Raw genomic sequence first — 20,732 nt, 5'->3', positions numbered from 1 at the left:
CCCACCCCGGCCGGTTCCGGCCACCGGCCGACACTCTGCTCACGGCGACCACGACCCACCACACCGTGCCGACGATCGGCAGCCGGGGCGTCGCGGGACCCGGTCAGTGCGCCCCGAGCCGGCGGGCCGCGACGAGTGCGAGCGCCCGGGCCACCTCGACGACCTCGGCGACGGGCACCGACTCCCGAGGCGCGTGGGCGAGGCGGACGTCGCCCGGGCCGTAGTGCAGCGTCGGGATGCCGCCGACCCCGGTGTAGAGCCGCAGGTCCGAGCCGTAGGGGGCGGCCGCCTCGGCCGGCCGGGTGCCGGTGACCGCCTCGACTGCCCCCGCCACCTCGCCGACGAGCGGGTGACCCTCCGCGAGCCGGCCGGAGGCGAACTGCCCGCCCGGCCAGGTGACCCGAGGCGGGTGGTCCCGCAGCCAGGGGTCGGCCGCCGCGGCATCCGCCACCGCCTCCTCGAGCGCGAGCCGCGCCCGGACGGGGTCCTCGCCGAGCCGGACGCCCATCCGCCCCTGCGCGACGAGGAGGTCGGGCACCGAGCTCGCCCAGTCGCCGGCCTGGACGGTGCCGACCGAGATGCCGTAGGGCAGCGGGTTGTCCCCGAAGAGCGGGTGAAGGTCGGTGTTGCGCCGGGCCTCGAGCGCGCGCAGCGCGAGGTGCACCGGCCAGAACGCCTCGACGGCCGACACCCCCTCGTGCCGGGTGCTGCCGTGCGCCGCCCGGCCGGGCACCTCGACCCGGAAGGTGAGCGCGCCGGCGTTGGCCGTGACGAGCCGGCTACTCGTGGGCTCGGTGATGACGGCGACCTCGCCCCGGTGGCCGCGCCGCAGGGTCGCGAACGCGCCGAGCCCGCCGTCCTCCTCGCTGACGACGCTGTGGAGCGCGAGCCGGCGCTCGGTGCGCACCCCCGAGCGGTGGAGGGCGCGCGCGACGGCGAGGTTGACGGCCAGGCCGGCCTTCATGTCGCACGCCCCGCGTCCGTGGAGCACCCCACCGTCGATGCGTGCCGAGAACGGGTCGCCACCGGGCCAGCGGGCGAGGTCGCCGACCGGCACGACGTCGACGTGCCCCTGGAGCACGAGACCCGGCTCGCCCGTACCGGGGGCGGTGCCGACGAGGCCGTGGCCCTCCAGCCTCGGAGCCTCGGTGCCCGGGAAGTCGGGGTCGGCCCGCAGGTCGTCGAGGTCGAGCTCCCACAGGTCGACCTCGAGCCCGGTCTCCTCGAACCACCGGGCCACGGTGTGCTGCAGGTCCGCCTCCGCGTCGGTCCCGGTGACGCTCGGGACCCGGACGAGCTCGACGAGGGTGTCGACGAGCTGTGCCTCGTCGAGCGCGTCGAGCACCCGGCGTTCGGCGGTCGTCGTCGTGCCGGACATGCCCGGCACTGTATGCCGTGAGCCCGCCGTGGCGGCTGCCGGCCACGGGACGGCACCGGGACGCGAGCCGGCACGGCATCCGGTGTCCCCACCCCCCGGCGGAATGCCACGTCACCCGGCCCGGTTGGCCCGACCGTGACCGCCCCGCCCGACGCGCCCGTGAGCCGTGCCGGCGTCGGGCTGCGCAGCGAGCGGGGGCCCGTGCTGCTCGCGGTCATGGTGAGCACGGGGCTCGTCGCCATCGACGCCACGATCCTCGCCGCGGCCGTCCCCGCCATCGTGCGCGACGTCGGTGGGCTGAGCCAGTTCCCGTGGCTGTTCTCGGTCTACCTCCTGGCCCAGGCCGTCTCGGTGCCGATCTACGGCAAGGTCGCCGACCTCGTCGGCCGCAAGCCGGTCATGCTCCTCGGCGTGGGGCTGTTCGTGCTCGGCTCCCTGCTGTGCGGCCTCGCCTGGTCGATGGGGAGCCTCGTGGCGTTCCGGCTCGTGCAGGGTCTCGGCGCCGGCGCCGTGCAACCGATCGGGATGACGATCGTCGGCGACATCTACTCGGTCGCCGAGCGCGCCACGGTGCAGGGGTACCTCGCCGCCGTGTGGGCCGTCTCCGCGCTCGTGGGTCCGACGCTCGGCGGCATCTTCGCCGACCACCTCACGTGGCGCTGGATCTTCTTCGTCAACCTGCCGCTCGGTGCGGTCGCGGCGTGGATGCTGTGGCGCCGGTTCGACGAGACGCGCACCGAACGCGACCCGGCCGCCCCCCGGGCCCGGCTCGACGTGCTCGGCACCCTCCTGCTCCTCGTCGGCACGGTCGCCCTGCTCGTGGCCCTGCTCGAGGGTGGGGTGCTGTGGGCGTGGTCCTCGCCGGTCAGCGTGGCGCTGCTCGTCGGGTCGGGCGTCGTGCTCGCGGCCTTCGTGCTCGTCGAGCGCCGGGCCGCCGAGCCGGTGCTGCCGCTGTGGGTGTTCCGGCACCGGGTCGTCGGCGCCGCGATGGCCACCTCCCTCGTCGTCGGCGTGCTGCTGCTCGGCCTCACGTCGTACGTGCCCCTCTTCGCCCAGGGTGTGCTCGGCACCGGCGCGATCGCCGCCGGGTTCGCGCTCGCGGCCATGACCATCGGGTGGCCCCTCGCGGCCGCGACCTCGGGCCGGCTCTACCTTCGCTTCGGGTTCCGTGCGACGACCCTCCTCGGGTCGGTCATCGCGCTCGCGGGGGCGGCCCTGCTGCTCACCGTCGACGGCTCGAGCTCGGTGCTGCACCTCGCGGCTCCCAACTTCGTCATGGGCCTGGGGTTCGGGTACGCCGCGAGCCCGTCGATCGTCGCGGCCCAGTCGTCCGTCGGCTGGCAGCGACGCGGGGTCGCCACGAGCGCCACCCTCTTCGCGCGCTCGGTCGGCAGCGCGGTCGGGGTGGCGGCCTTCGGGGCGGTCGCCAACGCCGTCGTGCGCTCCCGGCTCGGGTCGCAGCCGACCGACCTCGACTCGCTCCCGCCCGGGGTGCTCGAGCCCGCGATCCACGCCGTCTTCGTCGTGTCCGTCGGGGTCGCGGTGCTGCTCGTCGTGGCCGCGGCCCTCATGCCGGCGCGGGTCGACGAGGTCGCCGACCCCCCCTGACCGACCTCGTGCGACCTTTGCGCGGTTCTCGGCGACCAGGGCGCTGGAAACCGCGCGAAGGTCGCACGAGGTCGCTGTGACGGTGCGGACAAGCCCCCGCCGGCCGCTGCCGCCCGGCGCTACCGTGGACGTGACGACGGCGCTGCCGTCCGGCGGTGCTGCGCTCGTCCCGAGGAGCACGATGGCGGCCGACCGACCTCACACCACCCCCCTCCTGCGCGCCGGGCCGCGGCTGCGCGCCGCGTGGGTGCTGTCGGGGGCGGTGCTGGCGGTCATGGTCGTCGCCTCGGCCCTGGGGCTCGTCGTCGACGACCTCTACCCGGAGCAACCGTGGGCGGTCGCGGCCCTGCGCGGCAACGACCTCGTGACCCTCGTCGTCGTCGCGCCCGTGCTCGCCGTCGCCCTCGCGACGAGCCGTCGGAGGCCGACGAGCGCGTCGGTGCTCCTCTGGCTCGGCATGCTCTTCTACGGCACGTACAACTACGCGTACTACGCCTTCGGCACGACGTTCAACGACGTCTTCCTCCTCCACGTGCTCGCGTTCTCCGCGTCGGCGGCCGGGCTCGTCCTCCTCGGCTCGAGCATCGACCCCGTCGAGGCGGCGCGCGGCGTCGTCGGGGGCACCCGGGCGCGCGTCGTCGCCGTCTTCACGACCCTCGTCGGGCTGGCCCTGCTCGGGGCGTGGGGCACCCTGTCGGTGCGCTTCGCGCTGAAAGGCGCGCTGCCCGAGGACGTCATGCCGCCGTCGGCGGTCCACCTCGTCTACGCCCTCGACCTGGGAGTGCTCGCCCCCGCCTTCATCCTGTCCGGCGTCCTGCTGTGGCGCCGGACGCCGTGGGGAGCGGTGCTCGCCGTCGCGGTCAACGCGAGCGGCGCGGCCTACCTCGCCGTGCTGTGGGCGGTCGGCGGGTTCCAGGCGGATGCCGGCATCCCCGGCAAGACGTGGCTGTCGCCCGTCGCGGTCGGCTCCGTGCTCGCCTGCCTCCTCGCCACCCTGGCGCTGCTCGTGCACCCCCACGCGGACCCGGCCGTCGCGCCGAGGCACCCGACACCCGCCCGGGCCTGAGCCCCGCACCGGACCCCGGGCGCCGGATCAGCGGGTGGACGCCCCCAGGCGCCCACCCGCTGAGGCGACGCCGAGCCAGTCGTGCGGGTTGCCGTCCCAGCACCACCCGAGCTTCGGCGCCCGCTCGGAGATCCACAGGGCCGGCACTCGCCGGTCGCCGCGTCGAGACCCCGCGAGCATGAAGCAGCGGTTGCGCTCGAGCAGGTGGGGTGCGTGCGTCACGACGGCGACGCCCTCCTCGATCGTCAGCGGGGTGCGACCGCGCTCGAGGATGGCCGGGAGGGCCGCCTCGGGCGCGACGCCGCGGAACTCCTCGCCCCGGTCGACGTCGAGGAGGAGGTAGGCCCCGGCGTCGGGCAGCCGCACGTGCTCGGTCGGACGGTACGGCGCGAGGCCCTCGTCGCCGTGGTTGCGGTCGACGATGCCGGGGCGCGTGCCGCGAGGGGCGAGGCGCAGGAGCGGGACGGTGCGCTCGGGGTCGACGAGGTCACGGGTGACGACGAGGACGAGGCTGGCCCGGCCGGGCGGGTCGGTCTCCGGCACGTCGGGCAACGTGGCGGCGACCGCGCGCAATGGCGCCAGCCGCTCGGCGAGCTCCGCGGGAGCCACGCCGGCCAGGGCCGGGTAGCCGAGGTCGAGGAGGGTGTCGACCTGGCGGTCGAGGACGGTGGTGGCGGCGACGATGGCGGTGGCTGGGGTGATGACGACCTCCGGCTGGGGTGCTCGCCGACCGGCGTGGTCGGCCCATGGGCAACGCGGCCCGGCCCTCAGGGGTTCCCCGCCTGCGGTTCCGCGGGGTCGAGGTGACACCGCACGCGTTTCCGAGCGACAGCACCTCGACCGCCGGTCGGTGGAGCCCGGCAAGGGCTCAGGCCTCCCGGGTGCCCTCGGCCACGGTGCTCTCGGACTCCGTCGGGTCTGCCGGGCGCTTCGCCGCGTCGAACCGGGCGCCGTGCCGCACGTCGTGGGTCTCGCGGGCCCGCAGCCACGGGATGACCGCGAGGAGGGTGATGAGGCCGGTCACGCCGAAGGCCAGCGGGTAGCTGCCGTTGTCGATGAGCAGGCCGGCGAGCACCGGGCCGATGATCGCGCCGGTGTCGGACGACATCTGGAACGCCGCGAGCGCCGGCCCGCCATTGCGGTCGCGGCCGACGACGTCGGCCAGGGACGCCTGCTGGGCGGGGTTGAGCGTGCCGGCCCCGACCCCGGCGACGACCGAGAGCACGACGAGCGTCGTGAGGTCCGTCGCGAACCCGGTGACGGCGGTCGCCACCCCGCTGACGAGCAGGCCGCCGATGATGAACGGGCGCCGGCCCACCCGGTCGGACATCCGCCCGGCGACGGTGAGCCCCACCGCGTTGCCCGCCGCGAAGACCGCGAGGGCCGTTCCGGCGACCCACGGCTGCTTGCCGATGACGACGGCGGCGAACAGGGGCAGGATCGCGTTGCGCACCCCGAAGTTGGCCCACCCGTTCGCGAACGCCGACCCGATGGAGGCCCGGTACGCGCTGTCCCGCCAGCCCTCGCGCACCGTCATGACCGGCATCTCCCGATGGCCCTCGGCGGGGCGCAGCGAGGCGCCGCTGAGGAAGACCCCGACGAGTGCGGCCGCGAGGACGAGGGCGACGGCATACACGAGGAAGGGCACTCGCAGCCCGAGGTTCCCGAGCAGGCCACCGACGACCGGGCCGAGGATGCCTCCGAACAGGAAGGCCGAGGCGTAGACCGACGAGACGCGCGCGCGGATCGTCGGCGGCGCGAGGCGCACGATGAGGGCGACCGCCGACACCGTGAACATGACCGAACCGATCCCGCCGAGCCCCCGGAAGACGAGGAGCTGCCAGTACGTCTGGGCGAAGGCGGTGGCTCCGGTCGACACCGCGACGATGAGCAGGCCCGCGAGGTAGATCGGCCGTTCTCCCATCCGCGCGATGAGCCGCCCACCCACCGGGGCGAAGAGGAGCCGGAAGAACGCGAACGCGCTGACGACGATCGAGCTCGCGGTCGCCCCCACCCCGAAGCTCTGCGCGAACTGGGGGAGCACGGGCAGGATGAGGCCGAACCCGAGCGCGATGACGAACGCCGAGGCGATGAGGACCCAGATCTCGCGGGGGATCCGGGCCGTCGTCGTCGGCTCGCTCAGGGGGGAGGCGGACACGATCCACCAGTATGCCGCGCGCCCGGGACGCCCCCGCGCCACCGGCCCGTCGAGGGCGCGCGACGCGCTGACGTCCGTCGTGGCAGAACAGCGTGTCGCGGGCTCTGGTCCGGCGGGAGGGGCGGGTCAGCGGGCGAGGACCGCCACGACGAGCGGGAGGCTCGCGAGCAGGACGAGAGCGGTGTCCCGGCGCAGCCAGGGAGCCGGCATCCACCACGAGCGGGACTGGGCGGTCGCGAAGCCACGGGCGTCCATCGCGACGGCGAGGTCGGCCGCGGCCCGCAGGGTGCGCACGAGCAGACCCATCGTCAGGGCGCCGAGGTGCGCGACGAGGGTCCGTGGCCGACGCCACGACACACCGAGCCCCCGGACCCGCCGCGCCCGGGAGAGCTCGGACCAGATGGCGCCGAACGAGTGCACCCGCTGGAGCGCCGCCGCCGTGGCGACGACCGGGCGGTCCGGGAGGCGCAGCCGCTGGGCGAGGTGGTCGCCGAGCGCGTCGGGGTCGATCCACGGCACCAGCACCGCGGACGGCACGACAATGACGAGCACCCGCAGGGCCACCGTCAGGGCGGCATCCAGGTCGTGACCGGCGAGGAACCACGTCGACCAGCCCACCGACAGCGCGGCGACGAGGCCGGGCACGACCCGCAGCCCGACCCGGCCGGCGCGGTCCCGGGCCGCGCGCGTGCCGCCGGGAGCCCAGAGGCCGACGACGGCCAGCACGAGCTGGGTCGCGAGGACGGCGAGGCTCGTCGACCAGTGCGGCGACAGGACCCCGGCCGGGATGGCGAGCAGGGCCCCCACGAGGAGGGCGAGCGGCCCGCAGCGGGCGACGAGGGGGATGCCGGTCACGGGCACCTCGGGCGGTGCCGCCGGCGCGGCGAGCCGGTGCACCGTCGTGGCGCGGTCGACGACGGCCACGTCGTGGGTCGCGGCGACGACGGCTCCCCCGGCGCGCCGGTAGGCGGCGACGAGTCCGACGAGGGCCGCCCAGGTGCGACGGTCCTGCCCGACCGTCGGCTCGTCGGCGAGCAGCACCGGCGGCCCGTGGTGCAGGGCGGCCGCGACGGCGAGCCGCCGCTGCTCGCCACCGGAGAGCTCTCGCGGGTCGGCGGCCTCGAGGTGGCCGAGGCCGAGGGCCGAGAGGAGGGCGCGACCCCGGTCGGTCGTCGCCGGCCCGTCCTCGCCGAGGGCGTGCGCCGTGGCGAGGACCTCGTCGAGCACCGTGGGGGCGACGATGGTCGAGCTCGACCACTGGGGCACCCAGGCGAGGGTGCGCGCGAGGTCAGGAGCACTGAGTGACCCCGGGGCCACGGATCCGCGCCGCTGCCCGGCGGGTGCGTCCGGCGCGGCGATGAGCGGGGTGGGGGCAGGCCCGCCATCCGGGTCGGTCGGGAGTGGCACGCCCTCGGCATGGGGCGCGGCGCGCGGGGCACGGACCGCCACGGCGTGCTCGTCGGTCGGGGTGAGGAAGCCGGCGAGGGCGTGCAGGATGGTCGACTTGCCGGAACCGCTCGGGCCGACGAGAGCGGTGAGCGATCCGGGCGTCGCCACGAGGGGGTCGGCGAGCTCGGCGGCCCGCCGCGTGCGTCGGCGGCCGTCCACGAGCCGCGTCGTGCGCTCGACGGCGAACGGGGAGGCGCTCAGGACGGTGGCGAACGGCGAGGCGCTCAGGACGGTGGCGAACGGCGAGGCGCTCACGACGGTACTGTCCGCGGACTCGACACTGCTGCGCTCCGGCGCAGCACTGTCACTTCCCCCGACACTGCTGCCCTCCGCCGCAGCACTGTCCCTCCCCTCGACAGTGCTGCCCTCCGCTGCAGCAGCACTGCCACTGCCCCCGACACCGCTGCGCTCTGCCGCAGCACTGTCCCTCCCCTCGACAGTGCTGAGCCGATCCGCAGCAGTGTCGAGGCGCGGCGACGACGCATGGCCTTCGACAGTGCTGAGCCGGGGCGCAGCAGTGTCGAGGCGCGGCGACGGGGTCCCGTGGGCGTGACGCGGCGCGACGAGCTCCGGGTCGACGGGCACGGGAGACGGGGGGTCCGCGCCCGGCACCCAGATGCCCATCCCGAGGAGCCGTTCGCGCTCGGCGGCCAGCGTCTCGCGCACCGGGCCGTCGGCCACGACCCGGCCGTCGTCGGACAGCACGACGAGACGCTCGACGAGGTCGACCCACGGGCCGAGCACGTGCTCGACGACGACGACCGTCGGCGGTCGGCGAGTCGGGCACCCATCCGGCCACCCGTCCGGCGACCCGAGCGCGGCCACGGCATCGCGCACCTCACCCGCCGAGGCGGGGTCGAGCATGGCGGTCGGCTCGTCGAGCAGGACGACCGACGGGTCGAGGGCGAGCGCCCCGGCGAGGGCGAGGCGCTGGGTCTGCCCACCCGAGAGCGCCGAGGTCGGCGTGTCGAGCCGGACGTCGCCGAGCCCGACGGCCGCCAAGGCGGAGGCGACGACGCCCGCGACGGCCGCGCGCGGCATCCCGACGTTCTCTGGCCCGAACGCGACGTCGCGCCCGACGGAGGCCGCGACCACCCCCGACCCCGGCTCCTGGAGCACGAGCCCGACCGCCCCGGGCCGCGAACCCGGCGAGGCACCGTCGACGGCGACCGACCCGGCGAGGTCGCCGGCGTCCACGGTCTCGAGCAGGCCGGCGAGGGCCCGCAGGAGCGTCGACTTGCCCGACCCCGACGGGCCCACGAGCAGCACCCGCTCGCCGGCCCGCAGGGTGAGGGTGACGTCGCGCAGCACGGGGTCGCGCCGGCCGTAGGGCCTCCACGTCAGGCCCTCGACCTCGACCCGTCCGCGGGCGGACACCACCGGGAGCGCCTCAGACGGCGCGCGACTCACGGCGCTCCTGGCCCGCCGGGAACGCCGACAACGCCCCGGCGCGGGCCAGCGCCCGCACGAGCAGCCAGCCGACGACCCCCGCGAGCAGGGCCCCCGACACGGCCATCGCACCGAGGTAGACGAGCTTGTCGCGCAGCACCCACTCCGCGTACCACCCGCCCCCGTTCGCAAGGACCGAGAGCACGGGCACTTCGGCCCAGGACGCCGGGAAGCTCACGACCTCGAAGGCCCACTCGAGCGGTGCCGACAGCACCCCGGCGAGCACGGCGACCCCGGCCCCGAACGCCTTGTAGCCGAAGATCGCGAAGGCGAGCTCGGCGCCCAGGCCCTGCAGGATGCCGGACACGAGCACCGTCGCGCCCCACTCGGTGCCGGGCAGCATCGACACGAGTGCGGCGACGACCTCGCAGAACAGGGCCGCCCCCGGCCGCCGCACGACGAGCCCGCCGACGACCCCCGCGAGGAACCACGGGCCGGCGAACAGGCCCATGAGCGGTGCGTAGCCGATCTTGAGGGCCGTGAGCGGCCCGTTGTAGAACACGCCCCAGCCCCAGAACGCGACACCGAGGGCGGCGCCGAGGAAGGCGATCGTGATGATGTCGACGGTGCGCCAGCCGAGGAGCGGGCGGGTCGCGGTGATCGACCCGTTGCGGCCGACGTGCGGTGCGCGAGGTGCGGTGGTCGGTGTGGTCATCGTCGTTCTCCCGTGGTTCCCGGACGGATACCTCGAGGGGGTGTGGCGCCGCCACCTCGCGAGCCCGTGCCGCGGGTGTGCCGGAGACGCACCTGAGATTCCCGACTCCCTTCGCCGGTGCTAACCGGATCAGGTTCGAGGGTCTGCGGCGGACCGCACTCTCAGCGCCGGAGCGCTCCCCTGTCGTTGGACGTCCTCCACGATAGCCCACCGGGACTACGCTGGCCGCACCGCCGCCGGACCACCTGCGGCTCCACGAACCACAGGAGGTACGACATGGGATCTCTCGCCTGGAAGCTCCTCGGCACCGGGGGCGCCATCCTCGCGGGGGTCATCGCGACGAAGATCATCGACGCCATCTGGGCCCGCGCCTCGGACGACGAGATCAACCCCAAGAGCCCCAACGCACCCCTTGCCAAGGCCGTGGCCTACGCCGCGATCACCGGCCTCGCGGTCGGTACCGCGAAGACCCTCACGACCCGCAAGGCCGCCAAGTTCTACGAGAAGTCCGCGGGCCACCTGCCGAAGGACATCAGCGAGGAGCCCGTCTGACCGCTACTCCCGACCGCCCGGGGGTTGCGGCCGCCACCGTCGCCGCGAGGGTCTGGGCTGCCGTGTGGCGGGGCGTCCAGCCCAACAGCTCGTGGGCCTTCGTCGCGTCCACGACCATCGGGACCCGCAGCGTGTGCAGCCACTCCGCCCACGCCGGGGTCGCGGACGTCGCCGCGAGCAGCCCGGAGGCCAGACCCAGCACGCCGTGCGGAACCGGCACGGGGACCGCGCCGACGCCCCGCACGTAGTCGCCGAACGTGATCGTCCCGCGTCCGGCAAGGTTGTAGGCCCCCGGGGGGCCCGCGCCGAGCACGGCGGCGACCACGGCGTCGGCCACGTCGTCGTGGTGAACGAGCTGGAGGGTCACGCCGGGATCGGGCAGGAGCGGCCGGAGCGCCCCGAGCGCCCCGCGTGCCCCGAGCGCCCCGCGTGCCCCGAGCACCTCGAGCGACCGGAGCACCCTGAGCGCCCCGAGCGGCCCGAACCTGCCGGATGCCGGCACGGCCCGGGCGAGTCGGCCCACCGCCGACCGTCCCGCCGCCAACGGTCCGTCGAGGCGGGCCGCCGCGAGCCGCCAGGGCAGGAGGCGCACGATCTGGGTGGCCTGCGGCCCGGCGACGATGCACGGTCGCAGGACGTAGACGTCGAGCCCGGTGCCGGCCGTGACCTCGGTCAGCACCTGCTCGCACGCCGCCTTCTGCGCCGAGTAGTAGTGCTCGGTGGAGCCGCGTACCGGGGTGGTCTCGACGATCGGCACGGGTGTGTCGGCGTGGTAGCCGTAGGCCGCCACCGACGAGGTGAACACGAGCCGGCGCGGGCCGGTGGCCGCGGCGGTCGCCTCGAAGACGGTGCGGCACCCCTCGAGGTTGACCCGGGCACTCTCGGAGTGCGACCCGAACACGACGTAGGCGAGGTGCACGACGACGTCGGCCTCGGCGACGAGAGCGTCCACCGCGGCCCGATCGAGCACGTCGCCGCGCCGGTAGGCTGTCTTGACCCAGCCGCGGGAGCCCGGGTCGAAGGGCCGGCGCGCCATGCCGAGCACGGCATCCACCCGCGGCTCCCGCTCGAGGGCGGCGACCACGGAGGTGCCCAGCTCACCGGTCGGACCGGTCACGGCCACGGTGAGGCCCACTCGTCCTCCTTTCCAGGCGCCCGGACTCGCGCACGAGCTCGGCGAGCGAGCCCTCGATCGCGGCGCACAGGACGTCGAGGTCGGGCACCGCCGTGTAGTCACCGGTCGCGCCGACGGTGAGGTGACCGTCGTAGGACACGATGCCGATGCTGATCCGCACCGCCTCCGCCACCGGGATGTAGGGGAACAGCTCGAGCATCCGCCGGCCGAGGAGCTGGAGCGGGTACTGCGGCCCCGGGATGTTCGTCGTGACGGTGTTGACGACGCGTTGCCCGGTGAACGCGTAGACGTGGGCACCGAGCGTCATGAGGGAGGCGGGTACGAAGTTCGCGGCGTGCAGCGCCGCCTCCACGCCGGCGGCCTCACCGCTGCTCTTGAGGCGGTTCATCTGCCGGGTCGTCGAGGCGAGCCGTTCGAGGGGGTCGGCGACGTCGACCGGGAGCTCGGCGAACATCGCGGTCACCTCGTTGCCGAGCCGGCCGCGGTGCCGCGCCGTGCGGACCGAGACGGGGACGAGCGAACGGATCCTCGTGTCGGACACGTCCTCCCCCCGGGCGAGCAGATACTCCCGGAAGCCCCCGGCGACGCCGGCGAGGACGACGTCGTTGACCGAGCACCCCGCTGCGGCCTTGACCCCCCTGATGTCGCGCAGCTCGGCCCGCGCCCACCCCCACCGCCGGTGGGGTCCCAGCGGGCCGTTGAGCGAGCTCGTGGGCGCAGCGGCAGTGCGTCCGGCGGTGAGCAGGCCGGACGCGCGGACGGCGCCGGCCCGCACCAGCCCACCGGGCGAGCGGATGCCGGCCACCCCCCGGAGCGCGGCGCGCGCCGCGTCGACGGGCAGGCGGAGGAGGTCCGCGGACGCGGCCGCGAGCAGCTCGAGGCGGGAGGGGGGCGGCTCCGGGCGCCAGGCCGGTGGCGACACGGGTGGGGCCCGGGGGACCGGGGAGTCGCGCGGATCGTCGAGGTTCCGCGGGTCCTCGGGTCGCTGGTCCAGCAGCCGCTCCATGACCTCCCCACCCGCGAGGCCGTCGATCATCGCGTGGTGGGTCTTCGTGATGACCGCCCAGCGCTCCTCGCTCACCCCCTCGACGAGCCACAGCTCCCACAGGGGGCGGTGACGGTCGAGCCGCTGCGACATGACCTGGGCCATGAAGGCGCGGAGCTCGTCACCGCCCCCGGGTGACGGGACCGCCGCGTGCCGCAGGTGGTGGGCGAGCAGGAAGTGCGGGTCGTCCACCCACACCGGTCGCGCGAGGGCGAGCGGCATCCGCTGGACCCGCTGGCGATATCGCGGGATCGAGCCGAGGCGGGACTCCACGTGGGCCGAGAAGTCCTCGAACGACGGCACCGGCCCCTCGAACAGGAGCAGCGACCCGACGTGCAGCTGCTGCCGGTCGTTCTCCAGGTCGAGGAACGCGGCGTCGAGCGCGCTCAGCCGCTCCCCGGCCACCACCGCCTCACCTCCGGAAACGCACCGACGGCCGAGCCTGTGCGGCCACGTCGGCCGCGTCCGGGTGGGCGGCGAGCCAGCCCAGGATCTTCTCGATCGTCCACTCCGGGTCCTCGAGCTGGGGGACGTGCCCGACGCCCTCGGCGACCTCGAACTGCCAGTGCGGGTTGGCCCGGGCCGCTGCGCGCGCGGCCCCGATGTTGATGAGGCGGTCCCGGTCCCCGTGGAGGAGCAGCACCGGAACGTCGATCGCCCGCTGCATCGCGGCGAACCGGCGACGGTCGGCGAGCACCCAGAACAGCGACTGTGCCGCCGTGAGCAGCTCGGAGTCGACGTCCGGGTAGTCCAGCCGCTGGCCGGCGAGCTCGCGATGGAGCTCGACGACCTCGTCCGGCACCCGGGCCGGGTCGGCGCAACACAGCCGCATGAGGTCGTGCGCGGCCTTCTCGGCCGAGGCCTCGTCGCGCGGACGGCTGACCAGCCGACGCCCCACGACGGGCACCATGAACGCGGCGAACACGGTCATGACGCGGGGGTCGGGCAGGGCCCGAGGCTCCGGCGGCAGGGCCGGGTCGACGAGCACGAGACCCGCCGTCGTGTCGTGCCGCTGCGCGGCCTGGCGGATCGAGATGAGGCCGCCCATCGAGTTCCCGACGAGGATCGCCGGCGTGCCGGCAACCTCGACGAGGAAGCGGTGCAGCAGTCGTTGGTTGGCCTGCACCGTCGTGGACCTCGACCCGCCGCCGACGGTGTGCCCGAAGCCGGCGAGGTCGGGCGCCACGACCCGACAGGTCTGCGCCAGGGTCGGGCCGACCGCCGCCCAGTTGAGCGCCGAGCCTCCCAGCCCGTGGACGCACACGAGGAGCGGGCCGTCGGCGGGGCCCCCGAAGTCGAGGTAGTGCACCGGTCCGTCGAGGTCGGTCCACCGTGACTCGGGGAGGAGGGGTTGCTCCGGCACGGCAGCTGCCATACCCCGAATGTAGGTCCGCGACGGCCGGGCGACGGGCAGGTGTGGCCGACCCCGCAGGGAGACGCGCGCCACGGTCCGGTGGCCCGGGTGTTCCCCCGTTCGCGGCCGACCGGACTCAGGTGCGCTCGACGAAGGCCAGCACGGCCGGGGGGACCCGGCGCGTCGAGGCGACCCACATGTGGCCCCGGCCCTCGTAGCGCACCACCTCGCAGGACGGCACGAGCGACGCGGCCTCCTCGACCGCCGGCCACGGGAAGAACCGGTCCCGGTCGCCGCACAGGAAGACGACGGGCACCCGGATGCCGGGCAGCGCCGGCCGGGCGTCGACGAACAGCTCCGCCTCGGCCTCGACGAGGACGTCGGATGCCGGGTAGCTCGCGCCCGAGATCATCGTGCGCCCGACGAGCGGTCCGAGGAGGCGGCGGGCCCAGGCCGCCCGGTGGCCCGGCACCGCGTACTCGGCGAAGGCGGCGCCGGCAGCCGAGGGCTCACCGCGCGCCACGGCATCCGCGAGCCGGGCGTCGACCTCCCGGCCCCACGGGCTGACCCGGGCCGCCGCGGCGACGACGGCGACGTGCCCGACCCGCTCGCCGTGCCGGGCCGCGAGCAGCTGGGCCACCATCCCGCCGAACGACACGCCGATGACGAGGTCCGCCCGCCCGCCGAGCTCGTCGGCCACCACCTGCTCGTAGTCGTCGGCGATGTCGGCGACGGTGTGCCCCCGTGGCATGCCGCGCCGGCGGGTCACGTACCAGACCGTGTAGCCCGCCGCGGTGAACGGCTCGAACCACCGCCGCGACATCCGCAGCGCCACCCCGCTCGGGACGCTGCTGCCCGGGCCACCCCCGATGAAGAGCAGGGTCCGCGGCCCGCCGCCCCAGCAGGCGTGCTCCATCCCGGAACCGACCGTGCCCGTGCGGACCTCCACGCCACCCACCTCACCTCGAGGCCTCCCACGATGGCCCATCCGCGGCCGCCCCGGGAAGCCCCGGGAAGCCCGGGAGGCCCGGGCCGGCATCCGACGCCGCCGTCACCCCGCCGTCACCCCGCCGTCACCAGCGGTTGTGGACGTCCTCAGCCCAGCCGAGCACGCCGTCGACGCACACCCGCTCCCCCGAGTCGTCGCACATCCAGCCGCTCCAGTGGCCGAAGCACTGGTCAGCGCGCTGGGCGAGCACCCCGAGGTTCGTCGACGACGCGTGGTCCCAGAACGGCGTGAACGTCAGGTCCGCCAGCTCGCCGCGGACCCGCCACGGCGCGAGCCAGTCGCCGGGGTCGTAGTCCCAGGAGAGCTCCTCGCTGACCTTGTGCACCCGGCCGTCGACGACGAGCGCGTTCTCGGTCGAGCCGGTGCCGTCGGTCCAGCGCCCCCCGACCTGGACCCCGACGACGTGCCCGTCGACGACGCCGGACCCGGCGCCCCAGTTCCACCGCACCCGGTAGGGCCAGCGGCCCCGGCCGTGGTCGAGCACGGCCCAGCACTCCCCTGCGGCCACGGCATGCTCGGTGCCGTCGACCCACAGCGTGCCGACGGCCGGGCGGGCGACGTCCTTGACGGTGTACTGGAACAGCCGCGGCGACCAGGGCACGACGACGCCCATCGCCTCGTGCCCGGGGGGTCGCTCCGCGAGCACGTCGAGCCGCACCCGCGGGGCGGCGACACCCAGCCGGGTGCCGCCTGGGACCTCCTCGACGTCGATGGACAGCGCGCCCGACCTCGCCCGCGCCGGCCCCGCCCCGAGGCGGGCCGGGAGGGTGGCACCCCGGGCCAGGGGGTCGACGGCGTCGTGGCTGACCGTCTCACCGCTGCGCCGGTCGTGCACCCAGGCGGCGTACACGCCGGCGTAGTCGAGCGAGGAGACGGTGACGCCGAGCAGGTGGGTCGGGGTCGTGACGGCCCAGTACTCCCACCGCTTGGTGCGCCCCCAGCCGTACCGGCCGGTGCCGAGCCGGCTCGTGTCGTGCAGCGGATGCCGGGTCCAGCCCACCGCGGCCGGGTCGAGCCGTCCGTCGGGCCGGCACAGGGGGACCTCGGAGGTGATCTCCCGCTCCGGGACCCTCATCGCACCCCCCGTTCCGCGTGAGGGCCGGGACCAGCGTCGGGGCCGGGACCAGCGTCGGGGCCGGGACCGGCGTCGGGGACGGAACCCGCCCCGGAGCCGAGGTCGAGGGCGTGCGCGAGCGGCATCCCCGGCCGGTAGGCGAGGTGCTCGTACGACGGCGCGTCGAGCACGGCGAGGTCGGCCCGGGCCCCCACCGCCACCCGGCCGACGTCCGGGCGCCGCAGCGCCCGGGCGCCGCCGACGGTCGCCGCGACGAGCGCCTCGGCCGCCGTCATCCGCATCTCGCGCACCGCGAGCGCGACGACGAACGGCATCGACGAGGTGTTGCACGTCCCGGGGTTGCAGTCGGTCGCGAGCGCGACGTCGACCCCGGCGTCGACGAGGGCCCGGGCGTCGGGGTAGGGCGAGCGGGTCGAGAACTCGACACCCGGCAGCAGCGTCGCCACGGTCGTCCCGGCCGCCGAGACGAGCGCCTCGACGTCGGCGTCGGTGAGGAAGGTGCAGTGGTCGACGCTCGCCGCACCGAGCTCGACGGCGAGGCGGACTCCCGGCCCGGCCGAGAGCTGGTTGCCGTGCACGCGCAGGCCGAGCCCGGCATCCCGCCCGGCCTCGAGCACCCGTCGCGCCTCGTCGCCGGTGAAGGCGTGCGGCGACGCCGGCTCGCAGAAGACGTCGACCCAGCGGGCGTGCGGAGCGCAGGCCCGCAGCATCGGCCCGCACACGAGGTCGAGGTAGGCGGCCCGGTCGCCGCGGGCCTCCGGTGGCACGACGTGCGCGCCGAGGAAGGTCGTCTCGTCGGTGACCTCGCGGGCCAGGCGCAGCGACCGCTGCTCGTCGGCGACGCTCAGGCCGTAGCCGCTCTTGACCTCGACCGTCGTCGTGCCGAGCGCACGCATCTGCGCGACGCGGGCGCGCAGCAGGCCACGCAGCTCGTCGTCGGAGGCGGCTCGGGTGGCAGCCACCGAGACCCCGATGCCGCCACCGTCGTAGGGCCTGCCGGCCATCCGTGCGCTGAACTCGGCGGCGCGGTCCCCGGCGTAGACGAGGTGGCTGTGGCTGTCGACGAAACCGGGCACCACCGCGCGCCCGCCGAGGTCCACCCGCCGGTCGGCCCCGGGCGCCGACGCCGCCGGGCCCACCCAGGCGACGACCCCGTCCTCGACGACGACCGCGGCATCCGGCACGACCCCGAGGCGCTCGTCGGCGGGCACGACCGGGCCGAGCACCGGCATCCGCCCGTCGGCCCCGGCACACGTCACGAGCTCGCGGATGCCGGTGACGAGGACCGAGCCGGATGCCGTGCCGCTCGGTTCGCCGCGCTGGGGCACCGCTCGAGAGTGGACAACACGCGGCGTGGTCAGGGGTGGGGGCGGCGAGTTCTCTCCTCTCGACCGGTCGGGGGCTGTGGCAGTCATCGCCGCACCGCCGCGATGGTGTCACCGAGCAGGGCCCCGACGTCGCCGACGCGGTGTCGCCCCCCGGTGACGACCGGCTCACCGCCGACGACGACGTCCGTGACGTCGGCCGACGTCGCGGCGTACAGCACCTGGTCGGCCCCGCACCCGGCGGTGCGCGGGCTGTCGAGCCGCACGGCGACAAGGTCGGCGAGGTGACCGGTCGCGATGAGCCCGCCGTCGTCCCAGCCGAGCGAGCGGTAGCCGTAGAGGGTGGCCATGCCGAGCAGGTCCGACGGGCTGAACCGGCCCCGCTCGAGGGTCTCGAGGCGCTCGTGCATCTCGACGCCACGGGCCTCCTCGAAGGGGTCGATGACGGCGTGCTGGTCGGACCCGAGCGACAGGGGGACGCCGCTGTCGTGGAGCCGCCGGGCCGGGCCGATGCCGTCGGCGAGGTCACGCTCGGTCGTCGGGCAGAAGCACGCGGTGGAGCGGGCGGCGGCGAGCAGGGCGATGTCGTCGTCGGACAGGTGCGTCGCGTGGACGACCGTCGTCGACGGGGTGAGCAGCCCCTCGCCCGCGAGCAGCGCCGTCGGCGTGCACCCGTGGAAGCTTTCGCAGGCGAGGTTCTCGCCGGGCTGCTCCGACAGGTGCACGTGGAGGGGCCGGTCACCGTCGGAAGCGAACCGGCCGACGTCGGCGAGGTCCTCGCGGCGCACCGCCCGCACCGAGTGCACCGCCGTGCCGATCCGCGAGGTGTCGTCGTCGGCGAGGAGCGCGACCCGCTCCGCCCACGCCTGCACGCTGCCGTCGGAGAAGCGCTGCTGGACGTCGTCGAGGGGCAGGTGCCCCGAGGCCGTCAGGCCGCCCTCGAGGTAGCACGTGTCGAGCAGCGTGATCCGGATGCCGGCCTCGCGCGCGGCTGCGAGGACGGCCCGGGCCATCGCGTTGGGGTCGTCGTACCGGCGGCCCCCCGCGGCGTGGTGGACGTAGTGGAACTCGCCGACCGCCGTGTAGCCGGCGAGGACCATCTCGGCGAAGACGGCCGTCGCGAGCTGGTGGTAGCTGTCCGGGTCGAGGCGGTGGGTCACGCCGTACATCGCCTCGCGCCACGTCCAGAAGTTGCCACCGTCGTCGTGGGTGCGCCCGCGCAGCGCCCGGTGGAAGGCGTGGCTGTGGCCGTTCGCGAAGCCGGGGAGGACGACCCCGGCCAGGACGTGGTCGTCGGGCTGCGCCGGCTCGTCGGGCAGCACCTCACGGATCCGGCCACCGTCGACGCCGAGCCGCACCGCGTGCCGCAGCCCGCCGGGAAGCACCGCGTGCTCGCACCAGTAGGTCGTCATGCACCGGCCCCGGCGAGGTCGGTGACGACGTCGGCGAGCGCCGTGATGCCGGCGACGCAGTCGTCGGCCGCGGCCCACTCGTCGGGCGAGTGGGACACCCCGGTGGGGTTGCGCACGAAGAGCATGGCCGTGCGGATGCCGTCGTTCGCGAGGATGCCGGCGTCGTGGCCGGCGCCGGTCCCGATGACGGGCAGACCGCCGAGCCGGGTGGCCATCCGGCGCACGAGCGCGGCGTCGAAGTCGGTCGTCGGCGTCCAGGACTCCTGGGTGACGAGGCCGTCGAACTCGTCGACGACGGTCCGGACGTCGGAGACGACGCGGAGCACGGCCTCCGCGTCCCGACCGCGGGCGTCGAGCCAGCCGGTGGCGCAGCTCGCGATGGCGTTGACCCCGCCGGGCTCGACGTGCACCTTGCCGACCGTCGCGACGCACCCGTGCGCCTGCGCGGCGCGGCGGGCAGCGATGACGGCGGCGGCGAGTCCGAGCATCGCGTCCTCGCGGTCCTCGAGGCGGGTCGTGCCCGCGTGGTTGGCCTGGCCGGGCACGTCGAAGCGCCAGCGGCCGTGCGGCCAGATGTCGCTGCCGACCCCGACGGCGTGGCCGAGGTCGACGAGGGCACGGCCCTGCTCGACGTGCAGCTCGACGAAGGTGCCGACCCGGGCGAGCGCCTCGTCGTCGCGCCCGATCCGGTCCGGGTCGCGGCCGGCCCGGCGCATGGCCTCGGCCATCGACACGCCGTCGCGGTCGGTGAGGCCCCGGGCCCGGTCGGGGCCCAGGGCTCCGGTGATGACCCGGGAACCGGCGCAGGCGACCCCGAACCGGGCGCCCTCCTCGTCGGCGAAGTTCACGACGCCGATGGGTCGCGCCGGCGCGAAGCCCCGCGCGCGCAGCACGTCGACCGCGGCGAGCGACCCGACCACCCCGAGCGGCCCGTCGAAGGCTCCCCCGTTCGGCACCGAGTCCAGGTGCGAGCCGATGACGACCCCCGGGTCCCCGGCGGCGACGGCGGCGTCGGGGTCGCCCCACCACGCCCACTGGTTGCCCATCCGGTCGGTCGTGAGGTCGAGGCCGCGCTCGGCGCACTGGCCGGCGAACCACTCGCGCAGGTCGCTGTCCTCGCGGGTCCACGCCAGGCGCTTGTAGCCACCCGTGCCGGGGTCGAGGCCGATCGCCTCGAGGTCGTGCCACATCCGTCGGAAGCCGCTGGCAGCGGGGTTGGCGGCGTCTGCTGCCCCGCCTCGGCTCGACGTCGTGGACATGGGTCCATTGGACCAACCGCAGGGGCCCGCCGGGGGAGAACGGACCGGCAGATTGTCTCGGGTGCCAGACCTTGGACACCGGCCCCTACGCTGGCGGCATGACGACGGGCGGAACAGCGGGCGACGGGGCGGGGGGAGCTGGCGGCGGCGCCAGCGGAACCGGCGGGACCGGCTCGACCAGCGGCGCCGGCGGAACCGGCGGGACCGGCTCGACCAGCGGAGCCGGCGGGACCGGCTCGACCGGCGGAGCCAGCGGAGGTGGCGGCGGCACCGGGGGTGAGGCGCGGGCGCTCGGCGCGCTGACGGCATCCGGGCTGGCCTTCACGGTGACCCGGCACGGTCGGGTCGGGTCGCTCGCCGAGGCGGCGGCGGCGCGCGGGGTCGAGCCGCGCGACATCGTCAAGACGCTCGTCGTGCGGCTCGGTGAGGGGAGCTTCCTCTTCGTGCTCGTACCCGGCGACCGCGAGATCTCGTGGCCGAAGCTGCGGGCGTACCTGGGAGTCAACCGCGTGTCGATGCCGGACGCCGCCACCGCGCTCGAGGTGACCGGGTACGAGCGGGGCACGATCACGCCGTTCGGGTCGAGCACGGCGTGGCCGGTGCTCGCCGACGCCACGCTGGCGGCCCGGGGATCCGTGTCGATCGGCGCGGGGGCGCACGGCGTGGCGGCGACGGTCGACGCGAACGAGGCGATGGACGCCCTCGGCGCCGACGTCGCGGACGTCACCGACCCCTCCTGACCCTCCCCGCTCACCGACCTCGTGCGACTTGGGCGCGGTTCCCGGCCTGGATCGCCGGGAGAA

At 75.6% G+C, this 20,732-nt stretch carries 17 protein-coding genes and 1 riboswitch; of the genes, 4 read left to right on the top strand and 13 right to left on the bottom strand.

Annotation, left to right across the window (positions count from 1 at the left end):
- Positions 1–103: 103 nt before the first annotated feature.
- Positions 104–1,378 (bottom strand): ArgE/DapE family deacylase, encoded by a 1,275-nt coding sequence (locus ABD899_RS03635; protein ID WP_345202387.1) that lies wholly within the window; start codon positions 1,376–1,378, stop codon positions 104–106.
- Positions 1,379–1,513: 135 nt separating this feature from the next.
- Between ABD899_RS03635 and ABD899_RS03630 the strand changes: the two genes are divergently transcribed.
- Both ABD899_RS03630 and ABD899_RS03625 read left to right on the top strand, forming a co-directional pair.
- Positions 1,514–2,986, top strand: coding sequence for an MFS transporter (locus tag ABD899_RS03630; RefSeq protein ID WP_345202385.1), 1,473 nt, complete (start codon positions 1,514–1,516; stop codon positions 2,984–2,986).
- Between the two features lie 130 nt (positions 2,987–3,116).
- Entirely contained in the window at positions 3,117–4,052 is a 936-nt protein-coding gene (locus ABD899_RS03625; RefSeq protein ID WP_345202382.1) for a hypothetical protein, read from the top strand.
- A 27-nt stretch (positions 4,053–4,079) separates the two neighbouring features.
- Here the strand turns inward: ABD899_RS03625 and ABD899_RS03620 are convergent, their stop codons facing one another.
- The 4 genes from ABD899_RS03620 to ABD899_RS03605 all read right to left on the bottom strand — a co-directional run bounded on the left by ABD899_RS03620 (position 4,080) and on the right by ABD899_RS03605 (position 9,763).
- A complete protein-coding gene (locus tag ABD899_RS03620) occupies positions 4,080–4,862 on the bottom strand; it encodes a DUF5701 family protein (RefSeq protein ID WP_345202379.1) in 783 nt (260 codons plus the stop codon).
- A gap of 58 nt (positions 4,863–4,920) precedes the next feature.
- The gene (locus tag ABD899_RS03615; RefSeq protein ID WP_345202377.1) at positions 4,921–6,210 is read right to left on the bottom strand and encodes an MFS transporter; all 1,290 of its coding nucleotides are present in this window, start codon (positions 6,208–6,210) and stop codon (positions 4,921–4,923) included.
- A gap of 126 nt (positions 6,211–6,336) precedes the next feature.
- Positions 6,337–9,039 (bottom strand): ATP-binding cassette domain-containing protein, encoded by a 2,703-nt coding sequence (locus tag ABD899_RS03610; protein ID WP_345202375.1) that lies wholly within the window; start codon positions 9,037–9,039, stop codon positions 6,337–6,339.
- Positions 9,040–9,049: 10 nt separating this feature from the next.
- On the bottom strand, positions 9,050–9,763 hold the full coding sequence (locus ABD899_RS03605; protein ID WP_345202373.1) for an ECF transporter S component: 714 nt from the start codon (positions 9,761–9,763) through the stop codon (positions 9,050–9,052).
- Positions 9,764–9,852: 89 nt separating this feature from the next.
- Positions 9,853–9,955: riboswitch (TPP riboswitch) on the bottom strand.
- Between the two features lie 84 nt (positions 9,956–10,039).
- Between ABD899_RS03605 and ABD899_RS03600 the strand changes: the two genes are divergently transcribed.
- Complete coding sequence (locus ABD899_RS03600) at positions 10,040–10,315, top strand: DUF4235 domain-containing protein (RefSeq protein WP_345202371.1); 276 nt, start codon at positions 10,040–10,042, stop codon at positions 10,313–10,315.
- On the opposite strand, the gene ABD899_RS03595 is transcribed toward ABD899_RS03600, so the two are convergent.
- The 8 genes from ABD899_RS03595 to ABD899_RS03560 form a co-directional block, all read right to left on the bottom strand.
- Complete coding sequence (locus tag ABD899_RS03595) at positions 10,296–11,450, bottom strand: NAD-dependent epimerase/dehydratase family protein (RefSeq protein ID WP_345202369.1); 1,155 nt, start codon at positions 11,448–11,450, stop codon at positions 10,296–10,298. The two genes, ABD899_RS03600 and ABD899_RS03595, sit on opposite strands and share 20 nt — an antisense overlap.
- Complete coding sequence (locus ABD899_RS03590) at positions 11,413–12,903, bottom strand: WS/DGAT/MGAT family O-acyltransferase (protein WP_345202367.1); 1,491 nt, start codon at positions 12,901–12,903, stop codon at positions 11,413–11,415. Before ABD899_RS03590 ends, ABD899_RS03595 begins: the two co-directional genes overlap by 38 nt.
- Positions 12,904–12,907: 4 nt before the next feature.
- The gene (locus ABD899_RS03585; protein WP_345202364.1) at positions 12,908–13,870 is read right to left on the bottom strand and encodes an alpha/beta fold hydrolase; all 963 of its coding nucleotides are present in this window, start codon (positions 13,868–13,870) and stop codon (positions 12,908–12,910) included.
- Between the two features lie 115 nt (positions 13,871–13,985).
- Positions 13,986–14,798, bottom strand: a complete 813-nt coding sequence (locus ABD899_RS03580; protein WP_345202362.1) for an alpha/beta fold hydrolase — start codon at positions 14,796–14,798, stop codon at positions 13,986–13,988.
- 124 nt (positions 14,799–14,922) lie between these two features.
- Positions 14,923–15,933, bottom strand: a complete 1,011-nt coding sequence (locus ABD899_RS03575; protein WP_345202360.1) for a DUF2804 domain-containing protein — start codon at positions 15,931–15,933, stop codon at positions 14,923–14,925.
- Positions 15,930–17,165, bottom strand: coding sequence for an imidazolonepropionase (gene hutI / locus ABD899_RS03570; RefSeq protein ID WP_345202709.1), 1,236 nt, complete (start codon positions 17,163–17,165; stop codon positions 15,930–15,932). Before hutI ends, ABD899_RS03575 begins: the two co-directional genes overlap by 4 nt.
- A gap of 179 nt (positions 17,166–17,344) precedes the next feature.
- Positions 17,345–18,670: a formimidoylglutamate deiminase gene (locus tag ABD899_RS03565; RefSeq protein ID WP_345202357.1), complete on the bottom strand. Its 1,326-nt coding sequence runs from the start codon at positions 18,668–18,670 to the stop codon at positions 17,345–17,347.
- A complete protein-coding gene (locus ABD899_RS03560; protein WP_345202355.1) occupies positions 18,667–19,929 on the bottom strand; it encodes an allantoate amidohydrolase in 1,263 nt (420 codons plus the stop codon). Before ABD899_RS03560 ends, ABD899_RS03565 begins: the two co-directional genes overlap by 4 nt.
- A 299-nt stretch (positions 19,930–20,228) precedes the next feature.
- On the opposite strand from ABD899_RS03560, the gene ABD899_RS03555 reads away from it, so the two are divergent.
- The gene (locus ABD899_RS03555; RefSeq protein WP_345202707.1) at positions 20,229–20,669 is read left to right on the top strand and encodes an aminoacyl-tRNA deacylase; all 441 of its coding nucleotides are present in this window, start codon (positions 20,229–20,231) and stop codon (positions 20,667–20,669) included.
- Positions 20,670–20,732: the final 63 nt, after the last annotated feature.

Source organism: Fodinibacter luteus, assembly GCF_039541575.1.
Lineage (GTDB): Bacteria > Actinomycetota > Actinomycetes > Actinomycetales > Dermatophilaceae > Fodinibacter > Fodinibacter luteus.
This window is presented reverse-complemented; position numbering and strand designations above follow the sequence as displayed.

Excerpts from the sequence above, each read along its gene's own strand:
- ABD899_RS03575 (WP_345202360.1), bottom strand. The coding sequence starts at position 15,933 with ATGAGGGTCCCGGAGCGGGAGATCACCTCCGAGGTCCCCCTGTGCCGG.
- hutI (WP_345202709.1), bottom strand. The coding sequence starts at position 17,165 with ATGCCGGTGCTCGGCCCGGTCGTGCCCGCCGACGAGCGCCTCGGGGTC.
- ABD899_RS03605 (WP_345202373.1), bottom strand. The coding sequence starts at position 9,763 with ATGACCACACCGACCACCGCACCTCGCGCACCGCACGTCGGCCGCAAC.
- ABD899_RS03560 (WP_345202355.1), bottom strand. The coding sequence starts at position 19,929 with ATGTCCACGACGTCGAGCCGAGGCGGGGCAGCAGACGCCGCCAACCCC.
- ABD899_RS03635 (WP_345202387.1), bottom strand. The coding sequence starts at position 1,378 with ATGTCCGGCACGACGACGACCGCCGAACGCCGGGTGCTCGACGCGCTC.
- ABD899_RS03600 (WP_345202371.1), top strand. The coding sequence starts at position 10,040 with ATGGGATCTCTCGCCTGGAAGCTCCTCGGCACCGGGGGCGCCATCCTC.
- ABD899_RS03565 (WP_345202357.1), bottom strand. The coding sequence starts at position 18,670 with ATGACGACCTACTGGTGCGAGCACGCGGTGCTTCCCGGCGGGCTGCGG.
- ABD899_RS03585 (WP_345202364.1), bottom strand. The coding sequence starts at position 13,870 with ATGGCAGCTGCCGTGCCGGAGCAACCCCTCCTCCCCGAGTCACGGTGG.